The following is a 24,487-nucleotide window of genomic DNA, read 5'->3' on the forward strand; positions in this document are numbered from 1 at the left end:
CTCAAATCGCTTGAATAGCGCAGCCCCCGGCGTGCATGATCACGCCGGGCGGTTTCGGTCCAGGCCATAGTGTTCTCCATCACGTCTCGCAACCTGACGGAATCACAACCGACTGAAACCGCTCAACTCTTTTCGGGTTGGGCTCTTAGAGCGAGGCTCCATACCAGACTGAACACAGTATCGCCCACCAATAAACTCAACGAACGTCCCAATCGTAAGCTGGGATTTTTTCGGCATGATTCTTCAGTGGAATAACCGAACCGGTCTTCGGCTATCAGCATATCTCCTCTGAAGCACGAATAGGAACAACACCGGCAGGTTAATCAAACCTCACTTGCGTTGTGTCGGGGTCGACGGGACTCTCAGCCAAATCGCGTAGAGTGCCGGCAGAAACAGCACCGTGAACAGGGTAGCAAGGGAAAGCCCCCCCATAATGGTGATTGCCATGGGGCCCCAGAAGATCGAGCGAGACAGAGGGACCATCGCGAGAATGGCCGTGAGCGCGGTCAGTGCGACAGGCCGCGCCCTGCGAACGGTCGCGCCAATGATGGCATCGCGATTGCTCGCACCGCTTTCGATGTCCTGGCGGACCTGATCCACGAGGATGATGGAATTGCGCATTTCCATGCCGAGGAGTGCGATCAGCCCGAGCAGAGCCACAAAACCAAATGGTGCATGCATGAGGTTGAGGGATAGCGAGGCGCCGATGATACCGAGCGGCGCGCTCATCATCACCAGGCACAGGCGCGACATGTTCTGCAACTGGATCATGATGATTAACATCATCATGGCGATCATCACCGGAAATATCGCGAAGATCGAGACATTGGCCTTGATCGATTCTTCGATGGCGCCGCCCAACTCGATGCGATAGCCAGGCGGGAGCAAATTGCGAACAGATTCCAGGCTTGTCCACAAACGCGACGAGACATCCGGCGCCTGCACGCCGTCGGCAACGTCGGCGCGTACCGAGATCATGGTTTCGCGGTTGCGTCGCCAATAGATCGGCTCTTCGCTCTCATAGACGAGCCTGCTGACCTGGCCAACCGTGACGACGGAGCCGTTTGCCCAGGCAATAGGCAAGTCCTGCAACTGGCTGATGTCCTGTCGGCTTGGAGCACCGGCACGCGCGACGACCTGAATTTGCTCCGTGCCATCGCGAAGCGAGGTCACGCTGGCACCCAAGAGGAGCATCTGGATCCGTGCCGAAATGTCGGCCGGCGTCAGGCTGAGCAATCTGATGCGCGCTTGATCCAGTTCGAGCCTGACCCGCGGCGTCTTCTCATTCCAGTCAAGATGGGGATCAAGAACTTCCTTGTCCCTCCCGATCTGCTCGCGTACTCGATAGGCAATCTCGCGCACGGTGGCGAGGTCATCTCCCAAGACGCGGAACTGCACGGGAAAGCCGACTGGCGGACCAAAATTGAAACGCATAACGCGTATGCGAGCCTGCGGCAGGGCACCATCTGCAAGGCGTTGCTCGAGGCGTTGCTTAACACGCTCACGCGCGTCCAAGCTGTGAGTGACAACGACGATTTCCGCGAAAGCCTCATTGCGGAGTTCCGGTTTCATCGCCATCCAGAAGCGTGATGCGCCCTCACCGATATAGGATGTGGAGCTCACGACATCCTCATCGCCGTGCAGCAATTTTTCGGCTTGGTGGGTAGCTTCGGCGGTCGCCGAAAACGAGGAGCCTTCTGGCAACCGTATCTGAACGAACAGTTCGGTGCGATCCGACAGGGGGAAGAACTGTTTTTGGACATGGAGGAAACCGACGGCGCCAAGCATCAGTGCGCTGGCTGTCGATGCCACCACGAGGTAGCGATGATTCACGCTCCAGGTCACGACACGGCGCAGCCAACGGTAGAAACGCGAATCATAAAGATGCGCTTTTTCCTGCTCCTCCACCCCAGAGGTACGCAGAAATTTCGTGCCGAGATAGGGCACGAAATAGATGGCGACCAGCCAGGAAGCCAGGAGGCTGATCATGAGCACCCAGAACAATGTTCCCGTGTATTCGCCCGTCGAAGAAGCCGCAAAACCAACGGGCAGGAAGCCCGCTGCGGTGACGAGCGTACCAGCCAGCATAGGAAAGGCCGTCGATTTCCACGCATAGGAAGCGGCAGCGATCCGCGTCCATCCCTGCCCCATTTTCACGACCATCATCTCGACGGCGATGATCGCGTCGTCCACCAGAAGCCCCAGCGCAATAATCAGGGCACCGAGCGAAATACGCTGCAAATCGATGGCGAGGGCATACATCGCCAGCATTGTGATGGTGAGGACGAGCGGAACCGACAGCGCGACCACGAAGCCGGCCCGCAAGCCGAGAGAAACAAAGCTTACCCCAAGCACGATCACCAGGGCTTCGACGAACGAGGTGGTGAACTCTCCGATCGCCCTCGAAACGACTTTAGGTTGGTCCGCGATGATGCTGAGGTCAATGCCAACAGGGATTTGGGTCCGAACTTCGTTCAGCGCGGTATCGATGTCGCGGCCAAAGGTGATGATGTTGCTACCCTTGGCCATCACGACGCCCAGGAGAACGGCATTCTTGTTGTCGGATCGGACTTTGAAGGAGGGAGGATCCTCAAAGCCAGGCATCACCTTCGCTATGTCGCCGATCACAAAGGACTTGCCATTCGCCTGGTAAGGAATCGCTGCGATCTGACGGGCGGTGCGCAAGGCGTCGCTGATTTGAATACGCACGCGGCTCGAAGTCGTTTCGAAGGTACCGGTACCGGCAATGGCATTTTGTTTGGTGATCGATGCGAATATCTGTTCTGGCTCGATGCCAAGAACCGCGAGCCGGGCGGGATCGAAATCGATGAAAATACGCTGGGCCTGTTCGCCGTAAAGTTTGACACGCTGGGCGCCCGGGGTCGCAACCAGGCGTTTGCGCAACATCTGGGTGACATCCTTGAGCATGCGGTAATCCGCCGTTTCACTCGATACGGCGAGCAGAATTGAATCCACGTCCTGCCACTCGTCGTTCACGGTGGGGGCCAATACGCCGGGCGGAAGGGTCGGCGCCAAATCGTGGAGTTTTTTGCGCAACTGATAGAAAAGCGTCGGAATCTCGGAAGGCGGGGTCGAGTCTTTGAAGACGACCTCGATTGCGGTAACGCCAGGCTTGGAAAAGGTCTCGATCTTGTCGAGATTGGGCAGTTCCTGCATCTTGGTCTCGATGACATCGGAGACTTGATCCCGCATTTCCTGGGCAGTGGCGCCAGGCCACACCACGGTTATGGTGCTGACCTTGATGGTGAAATCGGGATCCTCCGCCCGGCCGAGCTTGAGATAGGCAAAGGTTCCCGACACGGCCAGCAGGGCTATGAGAAAAAGCGTGAAGGGCGCGTGGCGAACCGCCCATTCGGAAAGGTTGAAAGACTTCACGCCAGCCGCCTCATTGTGTTTTTTCGACGATGCGGACGCGGGTGTCGGCGGCGAGCTTTTGCACACCGAGCGCAACGACCCAATCCCCTTCCTTCAATGCCGCGGCAATCAGGGCGGTGCTGATTTCGTAGCGCAGGACCTTGGCGGGAACGAGGGTCAGGCGGCCATCGGAGTCCACGCGCCACAGGCCGATTCCGCTGCCTTGATCGAAGAGAGACGAAAGCGGCACGCGCGCGACCGGGGTAGCGTCCGCCGGCGAAATCGTCAGGGTAGCGCTCATGCCGAGTCGAAGATTCCGATCGATATTCAAGATCGAAAAGCGCGCTTGAAAGGTGCGCGTCGTCGCGTCCGCCGATGGGCTGAACTCGCGCAGCTTGACCTTGTATCGTTGGGCCGGATAGGCCCAAAGGGTTAGAGTTGCATGACCGACCAGTGAATCGGGCTGGAAACTCTCCGGCAGGCTCACGGAAGCTTCGAGTTCCCCCATGCTCGCCAGTTGCAGCACGGATTGGCCTGCCGCGATGACATTGCCCTGTTCCAGGCCCACACCGGTTACCACGCCGTCGGCGTCCGCCTTCAGGGTGGTGTAGCTGAGGGCATTCTCCGCCAGCTTCACGGCAAGCTGCGCTCTTGCAAGGCGGCTTGACGCTTCCTGGGCAGCGGATGTCGTCGTGTCGACGAGGGACTGAGGTGCATTCCCAGAACGATGCAGGGCAAGATTGCGCTGTTTGGCTGCGCTGGCGGTTTCGAGGTTCTCTTTTGCCGCCTCCAGTTCCGCCTGCGCCTGCTCCATTTGCAAGCGGAAATCGGTCGGCTCCAAGGTCGCCAGGATATCGCCTGCCTTCACGGCCTGGCCGACGTCGACAAAGCGCTCCAGCACTTTGCCAGTGACACGAAAGCCGAGATTTTGATTGATGCGGGATGTTATCGTGGCCGGGAACTGACGCTTCTCGAATTCCGGCGAATAGGAAATCGACGTAACCAGCACCGGGCGCGGTGGCGATGGGACCTCGGCACGGGTGCTATTCTGGTCGCAAGAGCACAAGACCACGGCTGCCCCCAAGCCGACCAGCGCAGACAACACCTTGTACAGCCCGAAGCGCCGGAATACCGGCGGCACGGCATGTATATCAGACTCGATCCCGGCTTTCATGGTCATCGCATTCGACGCAAAACCTCCCCTCCCCGCATTGGGGAGCACGGGACTTTGCGGCGCCCGAACGATCCGCGGGCCCGTGACTTCGGAGGATGCCGCTTGATGCATGTCAGTTCTGTCCGCGGCCGTTCGCAGCTTCGCGGGCAATCTTGGCCTGCCACCAGACGATGAGGGGCGCGCCAACAAGTTCCAAGGCGATAAAGCCTACGAAAGGCGGAAACGGCATGCCAACCGAGATCAGCGAAAGCAGCCTTCCCAGGCCACCAATGAAGATGGCAAGCCATATGGCGCGGAATAAAGTGGTCTGGTGCTCGATCCGCGGCAGCAGCCAGAACCCCGCAAGCCCAAGGCCGCACCACACGCCGGCGTAGAACCGCAGATTGCTGTCGAGCGTCGGGTCGATGGGCAGATCGTGGTAGATCGGGTCATAAATGCCGAGCATTCCGATCAGGCCCGTCAGGACAGGTACGCAGGCCAATACCGCCATCGAAATCTGCAGGTTGCGTCTGGTTATCATCCGGCTTCCTCAAGAAGTGCGTGCAATCGCTGGAGGGGATATTCTTGGAGGTGCTGTCATGGCTCGTTGACCCGAGCCGATCTTCTTAATGAGCCGCCTGAGCATCTGCCTATAGACGAAATGCTCGACCTCGATGGAATGGCGCTGCACGGTCATGTAGCGGATGCCTCCGTCCATATCGGCCCGAATCTGCGCAATCTGGCGTTCGAGCTCCACTGCTCGGGCAGGAGCATCCACACGAGCCCCTAGATACCGGGCGACGAGTTGAGCTTGATAGTCCATCAAAGGCCAGTTTCCAGTCGAAGTCTGGAAAAGCCCGATGAAAAACAGGTTCTTATGACTCGGATCAAAGAGATTGAGGAAAAGATCCGGCTTCTCCTTCTTCCAGCTCAGATGCTTCTGGTCCAGGAAAGGAAAGCTGAGCTCGAAGCCCGTGGCATGGACGATAACGTCAATTTCCTCTTGTGAGCCATCCTTGAAAAGGACCTTCGTGCCGTCGAACGCCTTCACATCGCCCTTCGAAACGATATCGCCATGGCCAAGATGGTAGAGCAAAGTGGAATTGATGATGAAATGCGCCTCGAACATCTTATGATCGGGCTTGGGCAAACCATATTGTTCGGGCTGCCCGGCGGTTTGCCGGCGGAGGATATAACCTCCATAAAGGCGCCGTAACCACAGGGGCGTCCGCCATTCGAGAAAGCGTTCGGCCCAGGCGTCCACCGGTTTGCCCGATACGAATTTCGGCCAATAGTAATAGCCGCGCCTGGTACTATGGAAGACCTTCTCGCCGTGATGCACGGCTTCCACTGCAATGTCGCAGCCCGAATTGCCGGCTCCCACGACCAGAACCCGCTTGCCCCGCAGGATATCGGGTGTCTTGTACTGGGCCGAATGAAGCTGAAGGCCAGTAAAGGTGCCTGGATAATCAGGCAAGTTTGGCCTGACGAGATGGCCATTGGCGACAAGCACGCCCTTGTATCGGCGCGTTTCGCCACCGTCGAGGCAGACATCCCAGCATTCCTGTGAAGGCACCGGGACGATCTCGACGACCGTGCGGTTGAATTCGGCATGCCGATACACATCGAATGTACGCGCATATAGGCGTAGATAGTCGAGCGCCTGATCGGCCCGCAGATAGGTCGGCAGCGTTTTGTCAGCAGGAAAGTCCGTATATTCCGAGAATTCTCTCGAACTGATCATATGAACGGACTTATAAATGCTACTAGAAGGCTTGCCAAAATACCAGTTTCCCCCGAACTCATCTTCCTTCTCGATGAGATCGAATGGAATTGATTGTTCTCTTAAGTTCTTGGCGGTCGTAATTCCTGCCGCTCCACCGCCTATAATACAGTATTTTTCTTCATAATTATTCACCTGCATGGCAGAATTCCTTGATGAGTAGGACGGGTGCAGCCCCGACATTTGTCTATTCAGCTGCGATCGGCCGGATGCCTGCTTGGAGGGGGTCGAGAAGGCGGGCACCATCAATGCTCGCAACCAATTGATCATCCCCGGAAAGGACGGCGTACCGGCCCTGCCCGCCTGCGACAATCCGCGTCTCGGTTGCCGGATCGGCAGGCCCGAGGACGATTTCGTCGGCGGCCCACAGCTTGCTGGCCTGGCTGTCCAATCCTTTGCACGCTTGGCGAATGATGTGATCAAGCTGAGCCACAGGAAGAGCCGGGGATGGCGGATAAGGCAGTGCCCACAAATCCGCCCCATCGGCCGAGCGCATGGTGACCGAGGGACCGAGCCAACTATCGTCGGAAGACCAGTTTTGTGCAGCCGCCGCCTCAAATGGCCGAAAGACAACCGTCATCGTCAGCAGCGGATCGGCGATGTCGCAGCGGTTGGCCTTGACATCCACGACCCAGTCATCGCCCTCCCATCTGCCTTCGGCATCGTGCAGGAGCTCGATTACAGCCGCCCCATCGAAAAGACGGCATGCCCTCAAATCGAGACGCACGTCGCGGATCGCGGCCAGCACTGTCGGCTTGAAATCCTGCGCCATCACCCAACTGCCGGCCCCCAGGGCAAGCTCGATCGCCATGGTGGGCGCCAAAGCGGATCGTCCCGCCCAATCGCGTTCATGCATGAAGGCCGCAAAGCGTGGGTCGAGCGTGGCGACCGTACTGATATGCCGGAACGGGATAAAACGACGTACCGCGCCAACATGATGACGTCGATAAATCAGATAGGGCAGGCCTGAAACGTCGTAGATCATCGGGAAACCGTTGATCTGGACCGGTGTCACGGCCTGCCCGATCGAGCCCATGAACATGATCTCGCCACCGCGGGGCTCGGCGAGCTCGCTAAGCCAGAACCCCAGCCCCTCTTCGACGGGCATGGGCGAGACATAGCGCTTGGTCACATCGAAATTCGTGATCATTCCGACTTGTTCCCAAGTCGGCCACACCAAGGTCTTGATGCTGAGGTCGGGCCGGATCTGCCCAGCCCACAGGCCCAGCCTTGCCAGGCCCTCATTTGCGGCGGCATAGTCGGTTTCCCCAGTCATGCCGCCCATGCGACCGGTGAGCGATCCGACATTGCAAAAGGTGACGAGGCCGGACTGATTGCTCGCGACCTGATAGAGTGTGACAAAGCCAGCGATCTTGGTCCGTATCGTTGCGATGAAACCGCTCGCTTCTTTGTGCGCGAGCCGAAGTGGACGATCGACGCCGGCATTGTGGATCACCATCCGGAGTCTTGGCCCGATCTCCTCGCAGAGCCGCGTGACACCGGCCTTGTCGGTTACGTCGCATGTGACGTATCGCACCGCACTGTTCGCCAACCGGAGGCGATCGAGGGTGCGTCGCAATTCCAACCTTTGGCGTTTGAGGTCGATCTTGCGCCTTATCGCCACCACAGGACGTTCGCGCGAAGCCTTGGCCAACTCGGCTTGAGCATAGGCTTTGAACTCGGCTTCGTTCAGCCGCGCCCAAGGCTCGTCACCGGTGGCTGGTTCCATGCGGCCGGTCACGACCACCGTCGCGCCGGTACGAACGGCGAGCGCCTCGGCGCAAAGCAAGCCGATGCCGCGGCCGCCGCCGGAAAACAAGACGGTATCTTCCCGGCTCAACACAGGTCGCGCCGGCTCAGCTCCCCGATCGCAGATTGCCTGCAGGGTAAAACGCTTGCCGCCGCAATAGCCGATCTCGAAAAGACCCCAACGATAAAGTTCCTGCACGATCCGCCGGCTTGCACCATCGGTCTCATCAGCTGAAAGATCGAGAATGCGGATATTGCAGTTGGGAATTTCCTGAGGCAGCGTCTTGGCGAGGCCGGCCCAGAGCCCTCCGAGTGGTTGCGCCAGACCGCTCGGGCCATAGCCCATCCGCCCGTCCATCCAGGTAACAGGTAAATAGAATGCCCGATTGGCGTCGGTTTCCTGGCACCATTGCTCGTAACAACAGCGCAACGCTGCCAGGCTGCGGGCGATCGGTGCTTCCCAGGTGGCTTCCTTCGTGATGTCGAATGGCGGCGGCAAGGTCAAATCGATGATGCCGTCAAAGGGGCCATGGTCCTGATGGCAGGCCTGCATCGCCAACTCGATATCGTCGCCCTCCCCCGGTGCGAAGACATAAGCTTTGCAGCAGGCCCGCGACAGGGCCAGAGCGATATCCTCCGCCATGCAGGTCCTGCCGTTGACGATGAGGATGCGTTTGCCCGCCAGATCGGGGGCCGGGTCCACAGGCAGCGGCGCGATTTCCATGGGTTGCCAGACAAAGCGGCGGGTGCGGGGCGTATCTTCCTCCCCGCTTGCCGCGGGCGGATCGATCCTCGCAAGATCGACGAAAGCGGGCCCAACTTCGGTTGGCTTCTCGGGCTCAGTGGTCGCAGATGCGGGTAGCTGCTCTACCGGCGTCGGCGACGCACTGCGAAACGGGCATCCTGCCGCCGCTTCGCCATGCGGAACAGGTCTTTCGGATGGCACGCCGGCCCCATCGTCCCGGCCGGAACCGCTTCCCGGACGGGGCGGCGTTCCCTTCCGCGGCGTTACGACGATGTCGAGGCCGTTCACCGGGCGAAGGGAAACAAAAGCCCCCCGCTGAAGCGGATGGCCCGGTGACAATGCCAGATCGAAATGCTGCGCGACACCGGCGACCAGAACACGGGTCATTAGCAAGGCAACTTGGTAGCCGATGCATTTGCGCATGCCACCGCCGAACGGGAAATAGGCATATTTATGCCGTTCGGGAGCATGGGAAGCGAAGTTCTCCGGATCAAACGCTTCAGGGTTCGACCAGAATTCCGGATGCCGGTGCGTGACATAGGGCGACAGGAAGATCGAGGATTTGGCCGGAATGCGATAGCCGCCGATTTCATCATCCTCGATCAGGTCGCGCGTGAAGGCCCATATCGGTGGATACACACGCAGCGTCTCGTTTACCACCTGATCCAGATAGGGAAGATCCTTGAGATCCTCGGTGGTGGGCATGCGGCCGCCCAGCTTGGCGTCGAGTTCCTCGCGCAACCGGCGCAAAACCGCCGGATGCTGCGCGAGGGCCAGCAACGCCCACCCCAATCCGCTGCCTGTCGTCTCATGACCGGCGAGGAAAATCGTCATGACCTCGTCATGCACTTCCTTCGCCGTCAGAGATTGGCCGGTGTCCGCGTCCTTGGCATCCAGAAGCAGGGTGATGATGTCGGCTGCCTGGTTGTTGTCGCTACGCCGGTGCTGGTCGATGACCTCCTGGATGAGCTTGCCGAGTTCCCTGCTCATCTTCTTGGTACGCAAATTGAACGGCGTCGGCAGCCAGCGAGGCAGGAGATCGTTGAGATTGCCCTGTGGCATGATGGCTTCGATGGCATAGCGCACCAGGGGGCCTGATGCCTGGGACTGGCGCGAGATATCCGTATTGAACATCATCAAGCCGAGAGCCGCGAGGCTGTAGTGCATCATCTCGGGAATGACGTCGATGGCTTTACCGGCAGGCAGGCGATTCCAGCGTTCGATCAAGCCCGCCGTTGCTTCGGCAGCGCCGGCGGTGCCGTCATCGATGGCGCCCTTGTTGAAGACCGGCTGCACGATGCGTCTGTGTTTGCGCCAGAAATCGCCTTCCGTGGTCAGAATGCCATCGCCGAAGAACAGCTTGAAATTGTCGTAGAAGCGTCCTCGACAATAATTGCGATGATTCTCCTGCAGGACATATTCGACATGCTCGGGGTGGGAGAGCAGATGAGTCATGAACGGACCCAACCGGTTACGTGCGATGTCTCCATAGCCATTGCGCAGCTTCATCAGCATGCTGATGGGATCGTCGACATATTCGGCTAGATTGCCCATCACAACATTGCCACGCGGGCCGGGTGCTCTGGACCGTCCTTCCTTGCGCGCCTTGGAAGACATCACGATCGTGTTCATGCAGCCGCTCCCTCCTTGACCAGGGAGGCGAGGATCGCCTCGACGTCATTGACGGTGGCAAAGACGCCAGTGCTGCGATGAACATAACCGGTGACCACACCACCCACGTCACGCATCTGCAGGAGCATGCCGCGGTCGCGCCGGGTCGCCACGAAGCGATTGGTACTGCCGCCGCCCAGCGTATATTCTCTCGGGCTGACATAGAGTTCGATTTCATCGTGGCGGGCCGCAAGCTCGATATCGTTTCCGCCTTCATAAATGTCGATGCGACGTATCGAGGTCGGAGCAGCAAGGGGAATATAGTCACGCGCGACGTGGTTGAGGACACCGATGCGAGCAAGGCCGTCCAGCAGGATGGTCGGGATGGCAAAGTGGGAGAAAACCGCATCGCTGCGTCCCAGGGCGAGCTTGAAACGGCCATATTTGCCCAGCGGGGTCGCGCGGGTATCGGTGGTCGAAACGAACATCTCGGTGAGCCGGACCGGTGCCCCTTCCATATGATAGGGGTCGGCGACGGGCGTAAAAGGCTGCTCTGGCCATTTGGGCCAGTAGAGCATCGGAGGATAGTTGGCGGCCGTCAGGACCTTCAGTTCGAAATGAAGCTTGTCCTTTTGAAGGATCTGACCGTTGGGAGCGATGATATCACCGGTGATGTGGACCTGGATGGCCGCTTTGTCGCCGTCCCGGCTGATCACTTTGGCCCGAATGCGCTTGGTGCTCGGGCGATTTTCGCCATAGGCTCGCAGGAAGTTGTGAAAGACGATATCCTCGAAGCCTACAACCACGGCTCCAGGGCTAAGCTGCAAGGCGGCCTCGGCGCCGATCTCGGTCACGAAGGTGCCGGGCAAGGTGGCAAAGCCGTTGACGAGATGATGGTCGAGGTAGGGATCGCGGGTCAGGTCGAAGGTTCGCTCGAAGACTACCTCATCCACGCTCTTCTCCAGGCATTTATCGAGATAGAAGGCGAGCTGCGGCTCCAGCGGTGCCAATGGAACAGCTTCTTGCATCGGGACCGTAGATGAAGTCGTTACCGCGACAGGCGCGAAGAAGCCGGGTATGATGTCGGTGATGGCGCGCCGTTCCTTGTCGCCGAGCAGGACCGAAGCTGACCCTCTGTCCGTGCTGCAGATCTCGCGCAGGAAATGGTGAACCCCTTCGCCGATCCGCGTTGAGGTATAGGTCTGGACCCGTTCGAAGAAGGCAGCGGTCACCGAATTCTTCCCCATCCCGGTGGCCGCCCACAAGGTCCAGCCGATGGAGAACATGTCCAGATCGTTCCGGCGACGCAGATAGGCAGCCTGCGTGTTGAGCATGTCGTTGCCCGACGAATAATCCGTTTCACCGGCCTGTCCGGTCAGCCCCATCAGCGAGCCGAAATTGCACCAAGCCCCCACGCGCCGGGCATCGAAGGCCTTGCGCAGGTTCCAAAACCCTCTGACCTTGAGATCGCGGATCGCCTCGAACTCGCTCAGCGCCTTGGCGGGAATGGCTGCCCCCCGTCCCATGCCTGCCGCGCTGATGACGAGATCGACGCGTGCTTCACGGGCGTAGATGTCGGCAACGACACTCTGCAGACGCTCGGCATTGAGCACGCTGGCGCGCAGATAGTGAACCCGATCGGCCCCGCAGGCTTGCTTCAAGGCCTCCAGATTGCCGCGGGCCTCGCGTTGAGCAGCGATCCGCTCATACTCCCTATTGATGGCAGCAACCGCCAAGCCGGGGTCTTCCGCCTTTCTGCGGCGCACGAAATCCGGCCTCATGCCCTTGAAATCATCGTCCGAGGCGGTCATCAGGGGAGAACCGTCACCAATATCGGAACTGGCGATGACATAGATCCTGGGGCGGCTCAGCTTGGCCAAGCCTTTCAGGGTCTCCGCCGTGATACCACGTGCGCCGCCTATGGCGACGACGACGGATTCCGGGCCAAGCGGCATCCTGCCATCCAAGGGCATCCGTCCCGCCGCCGGGCAGACGCGTTCGAGCAATCTGCTTTCGCCTTCCAGCACGACGACAGGCAGAACATGCGAGGCACTCGTTTCGCGCTCCGCTTGCCACACGCCCTCGCGGGCTCGTGGCGAATTGGTGAAGATGGCCAGCGAGCGGCATGTCGGCACCTCAATCGCCATCGACTTGACAAGTCCGGTCAGCACACCCGCATTCGGATGCAGCCCTCCGGCGACCACACCGTCGAGCAGCAGGGCCAAGAACGAACCATGTTTGCCGAGTTGGTCGTAGAAGCGCTTCAATGCCAGGAAGCTCAGGCTATGAAGCTTGAGAATGACCTCGCTGGCGAGTTCGGGTGCCGGTGCCGAAGCTTGGAGATTGGACAGGATCCTGATATGCGAGACGGCTGGGTTCAGCAGCCCGTCGAGGCAACCGTCGGCCACGACTGAAATATGGTGCCAGCCCGCTCGCGCCTCGGGCAGAGGCGCCAGCGACAGAACGGTGAGATCCGCGGGCAGCGGAACCAGGTCGTCCAGGAGTTCCGGCATGTCGGTCACCACCGCGGTCCGGGGCAGCAGGAAGGGGATGGCTTCGCCGCTACGCTGCCAGGGCGTCGGCACGAAATCGATGCGATATCGGGTAAGTTCGAGAGGTTCGTTGTCTTCGACGGATCTTTCCGTCCGGGACAAGCCGGCAGGCAAGGCCGGACGCTCGGCGCTAACAGATTCAGACGGGCGGGCGGCTGCGCCTGCTGGCTGGATATGGACCGAGAAGGGGGCCTGATCACCAGCGTCCCGGGCCCCTATCACGATGTTGCGTCCCTCCACGATGCTGCGCAGAATTGCCAGTGCTCCATCAGCACCCAGATAGGTCAGGTCGTTGTCGGTCTCGTCCTTGAACGGCAAGCCACTTGCCGCTGACATGGCCTGTGTTCCCGTACCGATGCGCGCCAATATCTCCAGCCCCGCGGTTTTTGCCTGGGCGAGCGTGGTGACTGCAAAGAGCACGATGGCTTCGGCGGGCCTGGCTTTGAGGGAAGGGACGATTTCGGCGGCGCTGTTGCCATTGACGCCGCCGACGATCGCCATGCTCAATTCGCCGCTACACAAATAACTAGCGGCAACCTTGAAGGCCGCCAGCGTCGAGGAGTAGCCCGCATCGATCGTCATGTTGAGGCCATGCAGGTCGAAATAGTTCGCCACGCGCGCTGGAATCACATTCGGCATCATTCCGGGGAAGGCGTTCTCGCTGGTGGGCGGAATCAAGCCTTCCACCTTGCGGCGCAGCTCGCCCATGAACGCCTGTGCCTTTGCGCCCGGAATAGCTTGTGAGATCGCCAGCGCCATATCGTCGAGGTAGCAGCGGCTGGCATAAAGCGCGGCATTGCGCGTGGCGCCCATATGCCCGACGATGACGCCGATGCGGCCGGCTTCCTTGTCCCAGAAATCGGTCAACCCGCTTCGCAGTTCATGAGCGGCGTCCAGCGCCATCAACTGGCAGCGATCCAGAATCTTGAGGACGGCCGGCGGCATTTTCACGCGGCCGAAGGGGGGCAAAGGATAGGCATTGCCGAAACTTGCCTGTGGGCCGGAACCATGACCCAGAAGCCAGCGGCGAACATCGTCCTCCTTTTCCAGCCCCGGCAATTTCGCGGACCATCCCACGATCACCAGGGGCTCATCGGCAAGGCTGGGAGCGGCAAGCCGCAGCGATCCGGTCTTGCCCGGAATATAGTCGGCGACCACCAGATGGCCGTTCGTGCCGCCGAAGCCAAAGCCCGAAATGGCGGCCAAGCGCTGGCGCTGCGCGTCCGCGGGCCAGGGCACGGCCTGCTCGGGAATACGCAGATTGGAGGTTTCACTTTCGAACTGCTCGGGCGGCGCGCTGAAACGATGCTGTGGCGTGATGACGCCATGCCGCAGCGAAAGAAGAACCTGGATCAGGGAAGTCACGCCTGCGGCCCAACCGGTATGTCCCACCAAGGATTTGTTGGACGTGACCTGTACGGGCCTGTCGCCCGAGAACATCGAACGTAGGCTTTGGAATTCGGCCAGATCGCCAGCCGGGGTCCCGGTGGCATGCGCCACCACCCAGTCGACGGCCCCAATCGCGGGACCTTTTTCATCGTAGGCACGCCGAATGGCGATGTTCTGTCCTTCGGCGCTGGGAGCGTAGATCGCTTTACCCTTGCCATCCGAGGACGAGCCGAAGGCTTTGACGAGGCCGAGAATCTTGTCGCCGTCGCTGAGAGCCTGCTTCAGGCGCTTGAGCACCACCACGCCAGCCCCGTCCGCAAACAGGACCCCATCGGAGTTCTTGTCGAGAGGCCTGACCTGTCCCGATTTTGAAAGACCATGGAGTTTGGAAAAAAGTACCTTGCCGCGCGGCGCGAGAGCGAAGGCACCCCCACAAATGGCGACGTCCTTCTCGCCAAGAAGCAGGGCTTTCATGCCGATATCTACCGCATAGAGCGAAGAGGAGCAGGCCGTATCGACCATCATATAGTCGGTCTGGACCGGCAGGACGCCGCGCATGGCTTCGGTGCCGACCTTATGCGGATAGAACTCAGCAAAGCCCGCCGCCCCCCGATGGTAGCGCTTGCTCAGAACGGTATCGATATCTTGCGAGACAGCGGCTGCCTCGAGATCATTGGCTTGGTCCGCTACTACCTCGCCAAGACGGTTCCGCAGACCGGCCAGCACCATGGCTTCCTCGAGATGCTGGGACCCATCCGCCGTATAGCCGACAAAAAAGGAGGTGCGTGCATCAGGGCGAAGCGTAACCTCGTCCAACGCTTGCATCAGGGCGTGCCGCAACCACAATGTCGTGTACTCGGCAGGCGCTTGGCCCGCATCGATCTCGGCTTGCAACCGCGGATGTGCCTTGAAATCGGTGATAAAGACGGAGTTCGCCTGATAGCTCTTATCGCGAGTGCCGGGATCAGGATTGTAGAAAGAACGATAGTCCCAGCGATCCGACGGCACGATACTGAAAAGTTCCGTTCCCTCGTTGAGGATGCGCCAGAAGTCATCGGCATCATTTGCCCCCGGCAGCGCCAGGCCCATGCCGACGATCGCGATCTCGTCCTCCTCCATTGCCGCGGCAGGCTGCTCCACGGTCACGGCAATGCTGGCCGAAACATCGAGCGCAGGAGCACCCCATGGCTCGCCTTCGCTCGCGGGTTGCGGGCGAGACGACAGTCCCTCGCTGCACAAGGACACGCCGCCATCGGCCAGAATCATCTGCCCCGTTATCAGGCCCGAGCGCTCGGACGCCAGAAACTCCACAATTGCGGCCATGTCCTCGGCCGTGGCGAGGCGTTTCAGTACGGAGGCCTGGATATGGGATGTCTTCATGCCTGCGGCATCTGGAAACAGATCGGCGGTAGCCCCATCGATCAAGGTAGTCGATGCCGTGTTGACGCGAATATTGCGGGGCCCAAGTTCCACCGCCAGGTAGCGCGTCAAGGATTCGAGCGCAGCCTTGGAGGTGCCGACGACAAGATAATGGGCGGGTACCTTGCCGGCTCCGATCGAGGACAGATTGACGATGGAACCGCCGCCAGCCCGTTCCATCAGCGGCGCGGCGCGGCGCGCGCACCAAAACGCTCCCTTGAGATTGGTGTTGAGCGCCTTGTCGAAATGATCGTCGGTAATCTGCTCCATGGGTAGCAGGACGCCTGAGGCGGCATTGTTGATAAGAATATCGAGCTTTCCGAACTCGCGCTCGACCTCGTCGAACAAACGATCGACCTGGTCCTGCCGCGCTACCGAAGCGCGGATCAGGCGAACCTTGCCGCCGGATGTTTCAATTTCGGCGGCCGTTTTCTTGGCTTCGTCGAGAGAATGAAAATAATTCACCACGACGTGGGCGCCGAGGGCCGCAAAGCGCTTTGCCAGTATCTTGCCAACACCCTTCGCCCCGCCTGTGACAAGCACGACTTTTCCGGCAAATTCGTTCATAGGACCCTCGATGTTTACGGACGTACGGCTCGAAACTGCGCCAGGCGACACGCATGGCTATCCCCTGGGATTGCGCGCCTTCATGGCCTCCAGATCGGATCATCGGCTCCCTGAGCGTTCCGATCCGGGCCAGTGCCTTTTTTCAAACGGAAGCGGCGGGAATGCCCACCGAAAGTTCAGGCCGCCTTGCTTTGACGCGAATGTACGAAGTCGACGATCTGCCCCATCGTCTTGTAGTCGCTCATGCGAATATTGGTGGGCAGTGGGCTCAAACCATAGGTCAAGGCGATGCGCCCCATGATCTCGGTTTGCTTGACAGAGTCGATGCCCAATTCTGCTTCGAGTTCTACTGTCTCGTTAAACACCTCGCGTGGATACTCCATTGCGGTGGCGTAGATCTCCGCCAGTTCGTCAAACAGTTTCGCGCGCGAAATCGCCCCCCCGGCCGCCTGGGGCATGGCGACGGCCATAAGGGTTGGGGTTGAGGGCGGCGCTGCCAAAAGCGCCGCCTCGACGACAAGTGGCGAACCGGCCACGCGCTGAGGCGCGGGGAAGGACTGCTGGGCCAGGAACTTCTCGTACTCGCTTCGAAGGTACGACATGATCGATTGGCTATTATGCTGCAGGAAAGTATCGAACGATGAGATCTTGTCTTGGTAAGAAGACGTTGGCATAGTTTTTCCTTCATATTGAAGACGAGATATGTCCGCGATCGCGCTCAATTCCCTGTCGAGAGAAGGAAGGGAGGCGAATATTGTGGCGCTCCCCTTCCCCAGATTGCGGGTGACGATCTTGCTGAGCGCGTCCAGGGCGCCACATTCGATGAAAACGGACGCTCCGGCCCGATGCAGAGTGTGGATTGCCGCACTGAAACGCACGGGCATGACGAGATGCTGCGCCAGGCACTCCCCGAGGTCGTCCCCTTTGGTGTAAGGGCGTCCCAGGATCGGCGAGTAGACTGGCATGCCAAGGCTGCCGGCGGTGTAGGCCTCCAGGCGCTTGGCGAAATTCCTCTGCGCATCGGCAAGCGAGGGATGATGAAAGCTGTAGGGCGAATGCAAGCGCTGAGCTGAGGTCTTGCGAGCAATGCAAAAACCAACAAAATCGAGCAGGTCGGCCTCAAGACCCGAGACCACCGTTTGGCGATCATGATTTTCCACGGCGATCACGGGGAGCATCGAAAAACGATTGCGAGCCTGCGCCCATTCGTTCAGCAGCCCAGACACCACGTCGGATTTGGCCATGACGGCCGCCATGCAGCCATCGGCCGGCGCGCTCTGCGCCAAGGCTTCGACACGGTCACAGACGATATTGGCGCCCTGCTCGATCGTATAGGCTCCGGCGCACGTCAGCGCTGCGATCTCGCCGAAGCTATGGCCAACCATTACATCCGCTTCAACGCTCTCGGCCCTTAATGCTGCGTGCGCGGCCACGGAAATCGCATAGATCGCCAGTTGCAGGAGATCGGGATCTTGCTTGACGAAGGCGCTGGCATCCCCAGGCTGGCTCATGGCATCGACAAGCGAACGCCCAAACCGTTCCAGCGCGACCCGCTCGCAAGGCACAAGCGCGACCTCAACCTCCAAATAAGCTGAGCGGATCATCTGGTGGGCATTGCTGTAGAACGCCCCCTGCCCGGGGAAGAGAAACGCCCTTCTCATATAAGGCCTCATGAACAGCGGGGTACGCAGATGCTCTCCACAATATCTACGCTTAACTATAGATGGTGCTTTATAAATACACAAATTGGAGATTTATATTTCGTAAAGCTCCACGATATCAAAGTGGTATTGTTTTATATTGTGAGATTACAATAGCGATTGTTATCGAATAAAATCATCGAGCATGGGAACGTTTTTCTGTATTCCCCTATAGATGGGCGTCATTCGCGACGCCCATCCGTTGCTCGTACCAGGCACTGACGCAAATGCGTCCTCGATCTAATCCATCGACAAACGACACGTCTGACAAATACAGCCCTCGAGCTGTAAGATGTCAGTATTTTGCGCAAGCTTTTACGTCAATGCCGAATAATTTAGCGATACTGCTTGCCACCAAAAATGGCATTGAAAATATTCACGACAGGAGTCGTAATTGCCTCACCGACATTATAGGCAGCGCTCAGCACAGGAGCGAACAGGCCGAAAGTGCCGGCGTTTGCAACGTTCTCGGCAAGCTTACCGAGTTGTGCAAAGGTATTTCCCAGCGCATCGCCGATGCTGTTACCGTCATAATATCCCCCAGAAACCTGGGAAATTTCCTGATGGTTGAGGTCCCGCATATTAAATCTCCATTTCAGCCGCCAGACACCTTGTCTGGCTCGGGCACCTATGCCGGATAGAAGAACGCCTTGCAAGATACAACAAAATGAAATGGCGACCTACTTTAGTATTATAATCCAGTAATCCCATTTTATTGTCATTAATTTGCAGTCCTAGAAAGGTGGTAGTGAGTCTGATTGTTTAATGAAGATTATGTAAAATTGACATAATGCTTCACGGTCGTTGCCAATTTTATCATCGTACATTACGTTATGTCTGTAAGATTACACCGGTAATTGAAAGGCGCTGTTTTTTGAACGTGGCACTGACAGAGCACGACGTCACCGCCCGATGGGATATTGCAATGCGGTCGAGAACTGCAGGCCCTGTTTCAAAGCCGTGTTCAGCAAGGCAGTCGCAATCCGTGATTGTCCCAAGGGTAACTTGAGAATGACCAGGCAGAAAATGCATCCCTTGGCAGCCGCACGTCTTTGGTGGGCCAGATGAGCCTGTTCAGGCAAGAAGCATTCGCGCACGCGCGCCAACTCGATTTCGGTGCACCGGTCGCCTCCAAACCCGTCGCCTGGACGATCCTCGTGTGGTTCCTGCTGCTCTTTGGCGTGACGGTTGCGTTGTTCCTGTGCTTTGCCAAATTTGCCCGTAAGGAGACGGCAACCGGCATCTTGAACTTCTCCCGAGGAGAATTGCGCGTGCTGGCGCCGCGGGCCGGCACCGTTCGCGAGCTTTTTGTGACAGAAGGAAAAACCGTAAACGCAGGTGACCGTCTCGCCTGGATCTCCACCGAGCAGCAATTGACAGGCGGTGGCGTGGCTGATGAAAATATCATGCAGGCAATCGGCCGTGAGCAGCAGGCACTGGAGGCAAAGCTCAGGGTGCTCGACATTGCCGCGCCCCTCGACATCCGGGCCAAGACCGAGCGCATCAAGGGACTGCGCAATCAGATCGCGGCTCTCAACGAAGTGCTTCCGATCAGGGCACAACGCCTCGAACTATCGAGGGGGGCGGCAGAACAGGGCCGCCTCGCCGCTGACCGGGGCTACATGAGTGGCGACAATTTGCGTCAGCGCATCTATGACCATCTCAATCAGGAACAATCCGTCAACGAGCTGAAGTCACAGATTGCCCAGCTTCAATCTCAGGTGGCCGAGGAGGAATCGGCCCTGGCGATGCTGCCCTCGACGACCGAGCGCACACGTGCCGACATTGAGCGTGATCTCGCAACGCTGGACGAACGGCGCGCCAATACGCAAGCACAAAGCGGATACCTTCTGCGGGCTCCGGCGGCCGGCACTGTCACGGCTCTGCAAGCCAGGACAGGCGAGCGCGTCGATCCGAACAAACCCCTGATGGCCGTGGTGCCGAACGGCAGCGCCCTGCAGGCGGAAATCTATGTTTCCTCGCGTGCCATCGGCTTCACGCAAGTCGGACAGCCTGTCCACCTGCTCTACGACGCTTTCCCCCATGAGCGTTTCGGCTTTGCAACCGGACGTATTTCGGACATCGCGACCACCGTGCTCAAGCCGGAGGAGGCTACGGCCGCAATTTCGCTGAAGGAGCCGGCCTATCGGGTGATCGTCACTCCCGATAACGATACCATCATGGCCTATGGCCGCCGCTACCCCCTACGCTCCGGCATGGCATTGACTGCGGACATCGTCCTGGACAAGCGCAGTTTCCTCAGCTTGCTCCTTGACCCCTTGCTCGCCTCCAGCAACCGCATTCTCGTCAACTGAATACATCGCCCCCACCTGATCCAAATTTGGTTTCGCCCGTGTCCGTCACCCATACGTTTCTCAATATATCCGGCCTGCGGCGCCTTCGTCTGGTACGCCAGGCCGAGGCATCGGAATGCGGTCTTGCCTGCTTGGCCATGATCGCAGGATGGCACGGTTATGATACCGATCTGATGGCCCTGCGACAACGTTTCCCGACATCGCTCAAAGGGATGACGCTCAAGGATCTTCTGCAAGTAGCTTCCCGTATCGGTCTTGGTGGGCGAGCCTTGCGCTGCGAACTGAACGAACTGTCCAAGCTGCGGGTCCCTTGCATCCTGCATTGGGAATTCAAGCATTTTGTCGTGCTGCGTAAGGTGAAGGGTGACCGGGCCTGGCTGTACGATCCGGCCAATGGCGTCCGGGTGATGAGCCTGAAGGAGATCTCTCCCCTCTTCACTGGCGTGGCTATAGAGTTCAGCCCCACCACCGGCTTCGATCGCAAGAGGGACCGCAATCCCCTGAAACTGTCGAGCCTGTGGAAATGGGGCCCCAGCACACTGTCGACCGCCGCCCAAGGCTTGGCACTGTCGGTGTTGCTCGAACTCTTCGTTCTTCTTACGCCATTTTACATGCAATTGGTCATCGACGAGGCCATTCAAAAACGCGATGTCGACCTTCTGGTCGGCCTGGCTGTTGCGTTCGGCTTACTGGCTGCCTTCAATGCCATTACGGGAGTTCTGCGCAGTTTTGTGTTTCAATACCTTGCCAATGTGCTGTCTTTCGATATGGGGGCAAGACTCTTTCACCATCTTGTCCATCTAAAGCTTGAATTTTTTCAAAAGCGCAGTCTTGGCGATCTGCTGCAGCGCTTCCATGCGCTGGAACCGATCAAATCCTTCATCCTCAGCGGCGGCATAACAGCGATCATCGATGGAACGCTCGCGATTTTCACCGGTATCCTGATGATGGTCTACAGCGTCAAGCTGGGACTGATCGCGATGGCGGTGTTTTTGGTCTATGTCGCCTTGAAGTTCGGTGTCATGCCCTATGCAAGGCGGCTTCAGACCGATGCTATGATAACCAGTGCGACCGAACAGAGCAAATTCCTGGAGACCATTCGCGCCATCCAGACTATCAAGATCTTCGGGGGCGAAAGCAGTCAGGAGGCGGTATGGCGTAATCTATATGCCGACAACGTCAATGCCGGCATTCGCTCGGGTAATCTCAACATCGCCTATTCCGGCCTCAGCAGCTTGCTCGGAGGCCTGTCAGATGTGCTGCTGCTATATCTTGCCGCCCGTATGGTCATCGATGGCGACATCACTGTCGGCATCATCACCGCGTTCATGGCCTATAAGGGACAATTTACCGGCAAGCTGACTTCGTTGATCGACCAGGCCGTCGCCTATCGCATGCTGGATGTGCCGCTCGATCGCGTCAGCGAGATCGCGCTTGCCGAGCGTGAGGCCAATAGTGGCGACACCATCCTCATGGATGCGAGCATCGGCGATATCGTGCTCAAGAATATCCATTTTGGCTATTCCCCGGTGGAGCCGCCCCTACTGAACGATCTCAGCCTCCAATTACCCGCCGGTTCCTTCACGGCAATTGTCGGCGCGTCCGGCGCTGGAAAATCCACCCTTTTGAAACTTATTCTCGGCCTCTACGAGCCGACAGGTGGCGAGGTGCTGGTCAATGGCCGCGCCATTCCCGCCCTAGGGACATCGACTTTCCGCCGCCAGCTCGGCGTCGTCATGCAAGAAGAGCAGCTCCTTGCCGGCACGCTTGCCGAAAACATCGCTCTGTTCGACGAGAAGATCGACATGGATCGCGTACGCCTTTGTGCGCAATCTGCGGCGATCGACGCGGAAATCATGAACCTGCCGATGCAATACAACAGCTATGTGGGTGATATGGGCAGCATCCTGTCAAGCGGGCAGAAGCAGCGGGTGCTGATTGCACGAGCGCTCTATCGCAATCCTCAGATCCTGGTGATGGATGAAGGGACGGCCCATCTCGATCCCGAACGCGCTGAGCAGATTCACGCCATGCTGAAAGGATTGTCGATCACCCGCGTCGTCGTTGCTCATAACGTCGCCATGATGCAGGCTGCCACCCGCATCATGGAACTACGGGAGGGGCGGCTGTGGGAGGTCTCGATCGATCAGCATGGCAATGTGGTTGATCGCGATTTGAGAAGTGAGCTGCTTCCGCAAAATTAGGCCCGTTTGTGGGCTCAGATCTCAGCAAAGGCGACTCCGGATCTTTCGTTGATCGGCGCGCCCGTAAGCCCTCATCGAGCTCTCTTCCCACCGTAGTGGAAGGCCGCCATTCGGGCGCGCCGAAACTTTTCCGAGCAATATTATCACAAATTCCCCTGTCGTGTGGAACGGCCTATATTCGGCAAATTGCACGGCCAAAGGAAAGAACCGCCTCAAGAATATCAACGCACAAAATTGCGCGGTTAGGTATGCTTGCCAATTCCCTTTTAGCCAACGCAGAGAATGACAGGGCTTGAAGTGCCGGGCCGGCCAAACACGATCCCCTCGGGCTGCGACGGAAATAGCTGTTCATGCCGGTTGTCCCTCCGCGAGGCTCGGCGCAGCCGTCATGACGCGGTAGTCATAGGCCGGTGGCGAGGAAACGGCCGACTCGGATGCGGCCAGGGCCTGCATGCGGTCGTGCCAGGGCGATTTGTGGCAGGCCGGATCGGTTGCGCCGGCATCGCCGGTCAGTGCGAGGGCCTGGCAGCGGCAGCCGCCCCAGTCGCGCTCCCGCCGTTCGCAGCTGCGGCAGGGATCGGGCATCCAGTCGGTGCCGCGATAGGCATTGAAGGCCGGCGAGGACTGCCAGGTTTCCGCCAGCGTGTGCTCCCGAACCGACCAGAACTCGAGATGGGGGATGGTTTCGGCGGCATGGCAGGGCAGAACCTTGCCGGAGGGCGTCACATTGAAGGTGCGCCGCGCCCAGCCGCCGCTGCACGGCTTGGGATAGGCCGAGTAATAGTCGGGTATGACGAGGTCGATGACGATGCGGCCCTTCAGCCGTTCGCGCGCCTCCTCCACCAGGGCGATCGAGGCGTCCGCCTGCGCGCGTGTCGGCATCAGGGCGGCACGATTGCGCTGGGCCCAGCCGTAATATTGGGTGTGAGCGATTTCGACGCGCTTGGCCTGCATCTCGACGGCGAGATCGATGATGTCGCCGACCTCGCCAATGTTGGCGCGGTGAACGACCGCATTCACCGTCAGCGGCAGATCCAGCGCCACCACGTGCCGGGCGAATTCCCGTTTCCTGGCATGCGCTCCGGCAAGGCCGCCAATACGCTCGGCCGTCTCGGCCGTTGCCGCCTGGATGGAGAGCTGCACATGGTCGAGGCCGGCCTCGGCCAAGGCGTCGAGCCGGCTATCCGCCGCCCCGACGCCGGCCGTGATCAGGTTGGTGTAGAGACCGAGCTCGGCGCAATGCGCCGTCAGTTCCACGATGTCGGGCCGGGTGGTCGGCTCGCCGCCGGACAGGTGCACATGCAGCACGCCCAGTGCTGCCGCCTCGCCGAACACGCGCTTCCATGTCGCCGTGTCCAATTCCTGCGCGCGGTGATCGAGTTCGAGCGGGTTCGAACAGTAGGGGCAGCGCAGCGGGCAGCGATGGGTGAGCTCCGCCAGCAGGCCGATGGGATTGGGAATGCGGGCGCCGCTCGTCATCGCTCGATCACCCGCTTGGTGAGGAGGTCGTCGAGCATGGCGATGACGTCGCCCTCGATCACCTCGCGCGCCTCGCCATAGCGCTCGGCGAGCAGATCGCAGATTTCACCGACGCTGCGCTGCCCGTCCACCAGTTCCACCACACTGGCCGCCACCGCATCGAGGCCGAAAGCGCGTTCGGGTGCCAGCAGCATGTGCTTGTCGCGGACCGTGTCGAAGCGAAGCCTGACGCCGCGCGGCAGGCGCGGCACGTCCTGGGGCGAGAGGGCACTCATGACGCCAGCTCCATGCCCGGAATCCAGGCGCCGGGCGGCGGCAGGCCGGGCGTCACATAGGCATGCTGCAGCGCATCGAGCTGCGCCCACAGCACATCGCATTTGAAGGCGAGGGCAGCCAGGACGGCTTGTTGCAGCTCGATGGTGGTGGCGTGCTGCTTGACGTAGTCG

Annotated in this window: 12 protein-coding genes; 2 read left to right on the forward strand and 10 right to left on the reverse strand. The window is 59.4% G+C overall.

The window, feature by feature from the left end; genetic code table 11:
* Positions 1-330: 330 nt before the first annotated feature.
* The 8 genes from AB4037_RS33400 to AB4037_RS33435 all read right to left on the reverse strand — a co-directional run bounded on the left by AB4037_RS33400 (position 331) and on the right by AB4037_RS33435 (position 18,624).
* Complete coding sequence (locus AB4037_RS33400) at positions 331-3,396, reverse strand: efflux RND transporter permease subunit (RefSeq protein ID WP_441774492.1); 3,066 nt, start codon at positions 3,394-3,396, stop codon at positions 331-333.
* Positions 3,397-3,406: 10 nt separating this feature from the next.
* On the reverse strand, positions 3,407-4,555 hold the full coding sequence (locus AB4037_RS33405) for an efflux RND transporter periplasmic adaptor subunit (RefSeq protein WP_441774493.1): 1,149 nt from the start codon (positions 4,553-4,555) through the stop codon (positions 3,407-3,409).
* Between the two features lie 106 nt (positions 4,556-4,661).
* Positions 4,662-5,039, reverse strand: a complete 378-nt coding sequence (locus AB4037_RS33410; RefSeq protein WP_441774494.1) for a DUF4345 domain-containing protein — start codon at positions 5,037-5,039, stop codon at positions 4,662-4,664.
* Between the two features lie 39 nt (positions 5,040-5,078).
* The gene (locus AB4037_RS33415) at positions 5,079-6,452 is read right to left on the reverse strand and encodes a flavin-containing monooxygenase (RefSeq protein ID WP_441774495.1); all 1,374 of its coding nucleotides are present in this window, start codon (positions 6,450-6,452) and stop codon (positions 5,079-5,081) included.
* 46 nt (positions 6,453-6,498) lie between these two features.
* Positions 6,499-10,437: a cytochrome P450 gene (locus AB4037_RS33420; RefSeq protein WP_441774496.1), complete on the reverse strand. Its 3,939-nt coding sequence runs from the start codon at positions 10,435-10,437 to the stop codon at positions 6,499-6,501.
* Positions 10,434-16,343 (reverse strand): SDR family oxidoreductase, encoded by a 5,910-nt coding sequence (locus tag AB4037_RS33425; RefSeq protein WP_441774497.1) that lies wholly within the window; start codon positions 16,341-16,343, stop codon positions 10,434-10,436. The genes AB4037_RS33420 and AB4037_RS33425 overlap by 4 nt, the downstream gene beginning before the upstream one ends.
* 176 nt (positions 16,344-16,519) lie before the next feature.
* Entirely contained in the window at positions 16,520-18,004 is a 1,485-nt protein-coding gene (locus AB4037_RS33430; protein WP_441774498.1) for an acyltransferase domain-containing protein, read from the reverse strand.
* Positions 18,005-18,378: 374 nt separating this feature from the next.
* The gene (locus AB4037_RS33435) at positions 18,379-18,624 is read right to left on the reverse strand and encodes a hypothetical protein (protein WP_441774499.1); all 246 of its coding nucleotides are present in this window, start codon (positions 18,622-18,624) and stop codon (positions 18,379-18,381) included.
* A gap of 483 nt (positions 18,625-19,107) precedes the next feature.
* Between AB4037_RS33435 and AB4037_RS33440 the strand changes: the two genes are divergently transcribed.
* Together AB4037_RS33440 and AB4037_RS33445 are read left to right on the forward strand one after the other, a co-directional pair.
* Entirely contained in the window at positions 19,108-20,358 is a 1,251-nt protein-coding gene (locus tag AB4037_RS33440; RefSeq protein ID WP_441774500.1) for an HlyD family secretion protein, read from the forward strand.
* 38 nt (positions 20,359-20,396) lie between these two features.
* Positions 20,397-22,562 carry a peptidase domain-containing ABC transporter gene (locus tag AB4037_RS33445; RefSeq protein ID WP_441774501.1) on the forward strand — a complete coding sequence of 722 codons (2,166 nt, stop codon included), beginning with the start codon at positions 20,397-20,399 and terminating at the stop codon, positions 22,560-22,562.
* Positions 22,563-22,910: 348 nt separating this feature from the next.
* Here the strand turns inward: AB4037_RS33445 and pqqE are convergent, their stop codons facing one another.
* Together pqqE and pqqD are read right to left on the reverse strand one after the other, a co-directional pair.
* On the reverse strand, positions 22,911-24,041 hold the full coding sequence (gene pqqE, locus AB4037_RS33450; RefSeq protein WP_441774502.1) for a pyrroloquinoline quinone biosynthesis protein PqqE: 1,131 nt from the start codon (positions 24,039-24,041) through the stop codon (positions 22,911-22,913).
* The gene (pqqD, locus tag AB4037_RS33455) at positions 24,038-24,316 is read right to left on the reverse strand and encodes a pyrroloquinoline quinone biosynthesis peptide chaperone PqqD (RefSeq protein WP_441774503.1); all 279 of its coding nucleotides are present in this window, start codon (positions 24,314-24,316) and stop codon (positions 24,038-24,040) included. Before pqqD ends, pqqE begins: the two co-directional genes overlap by 4 nt.
* Between the last annotated feature and the right edge of the window lie 171 nt (positions 24,317-24,487).

The organism is Labrys sp. KB_33_2 (assembly GCF_052114505.1).
Lineage (GTDB): Bacteria > Pseudomonadota > Alphaproteobacteria > Rhizobiales > Labraceae > Labrys.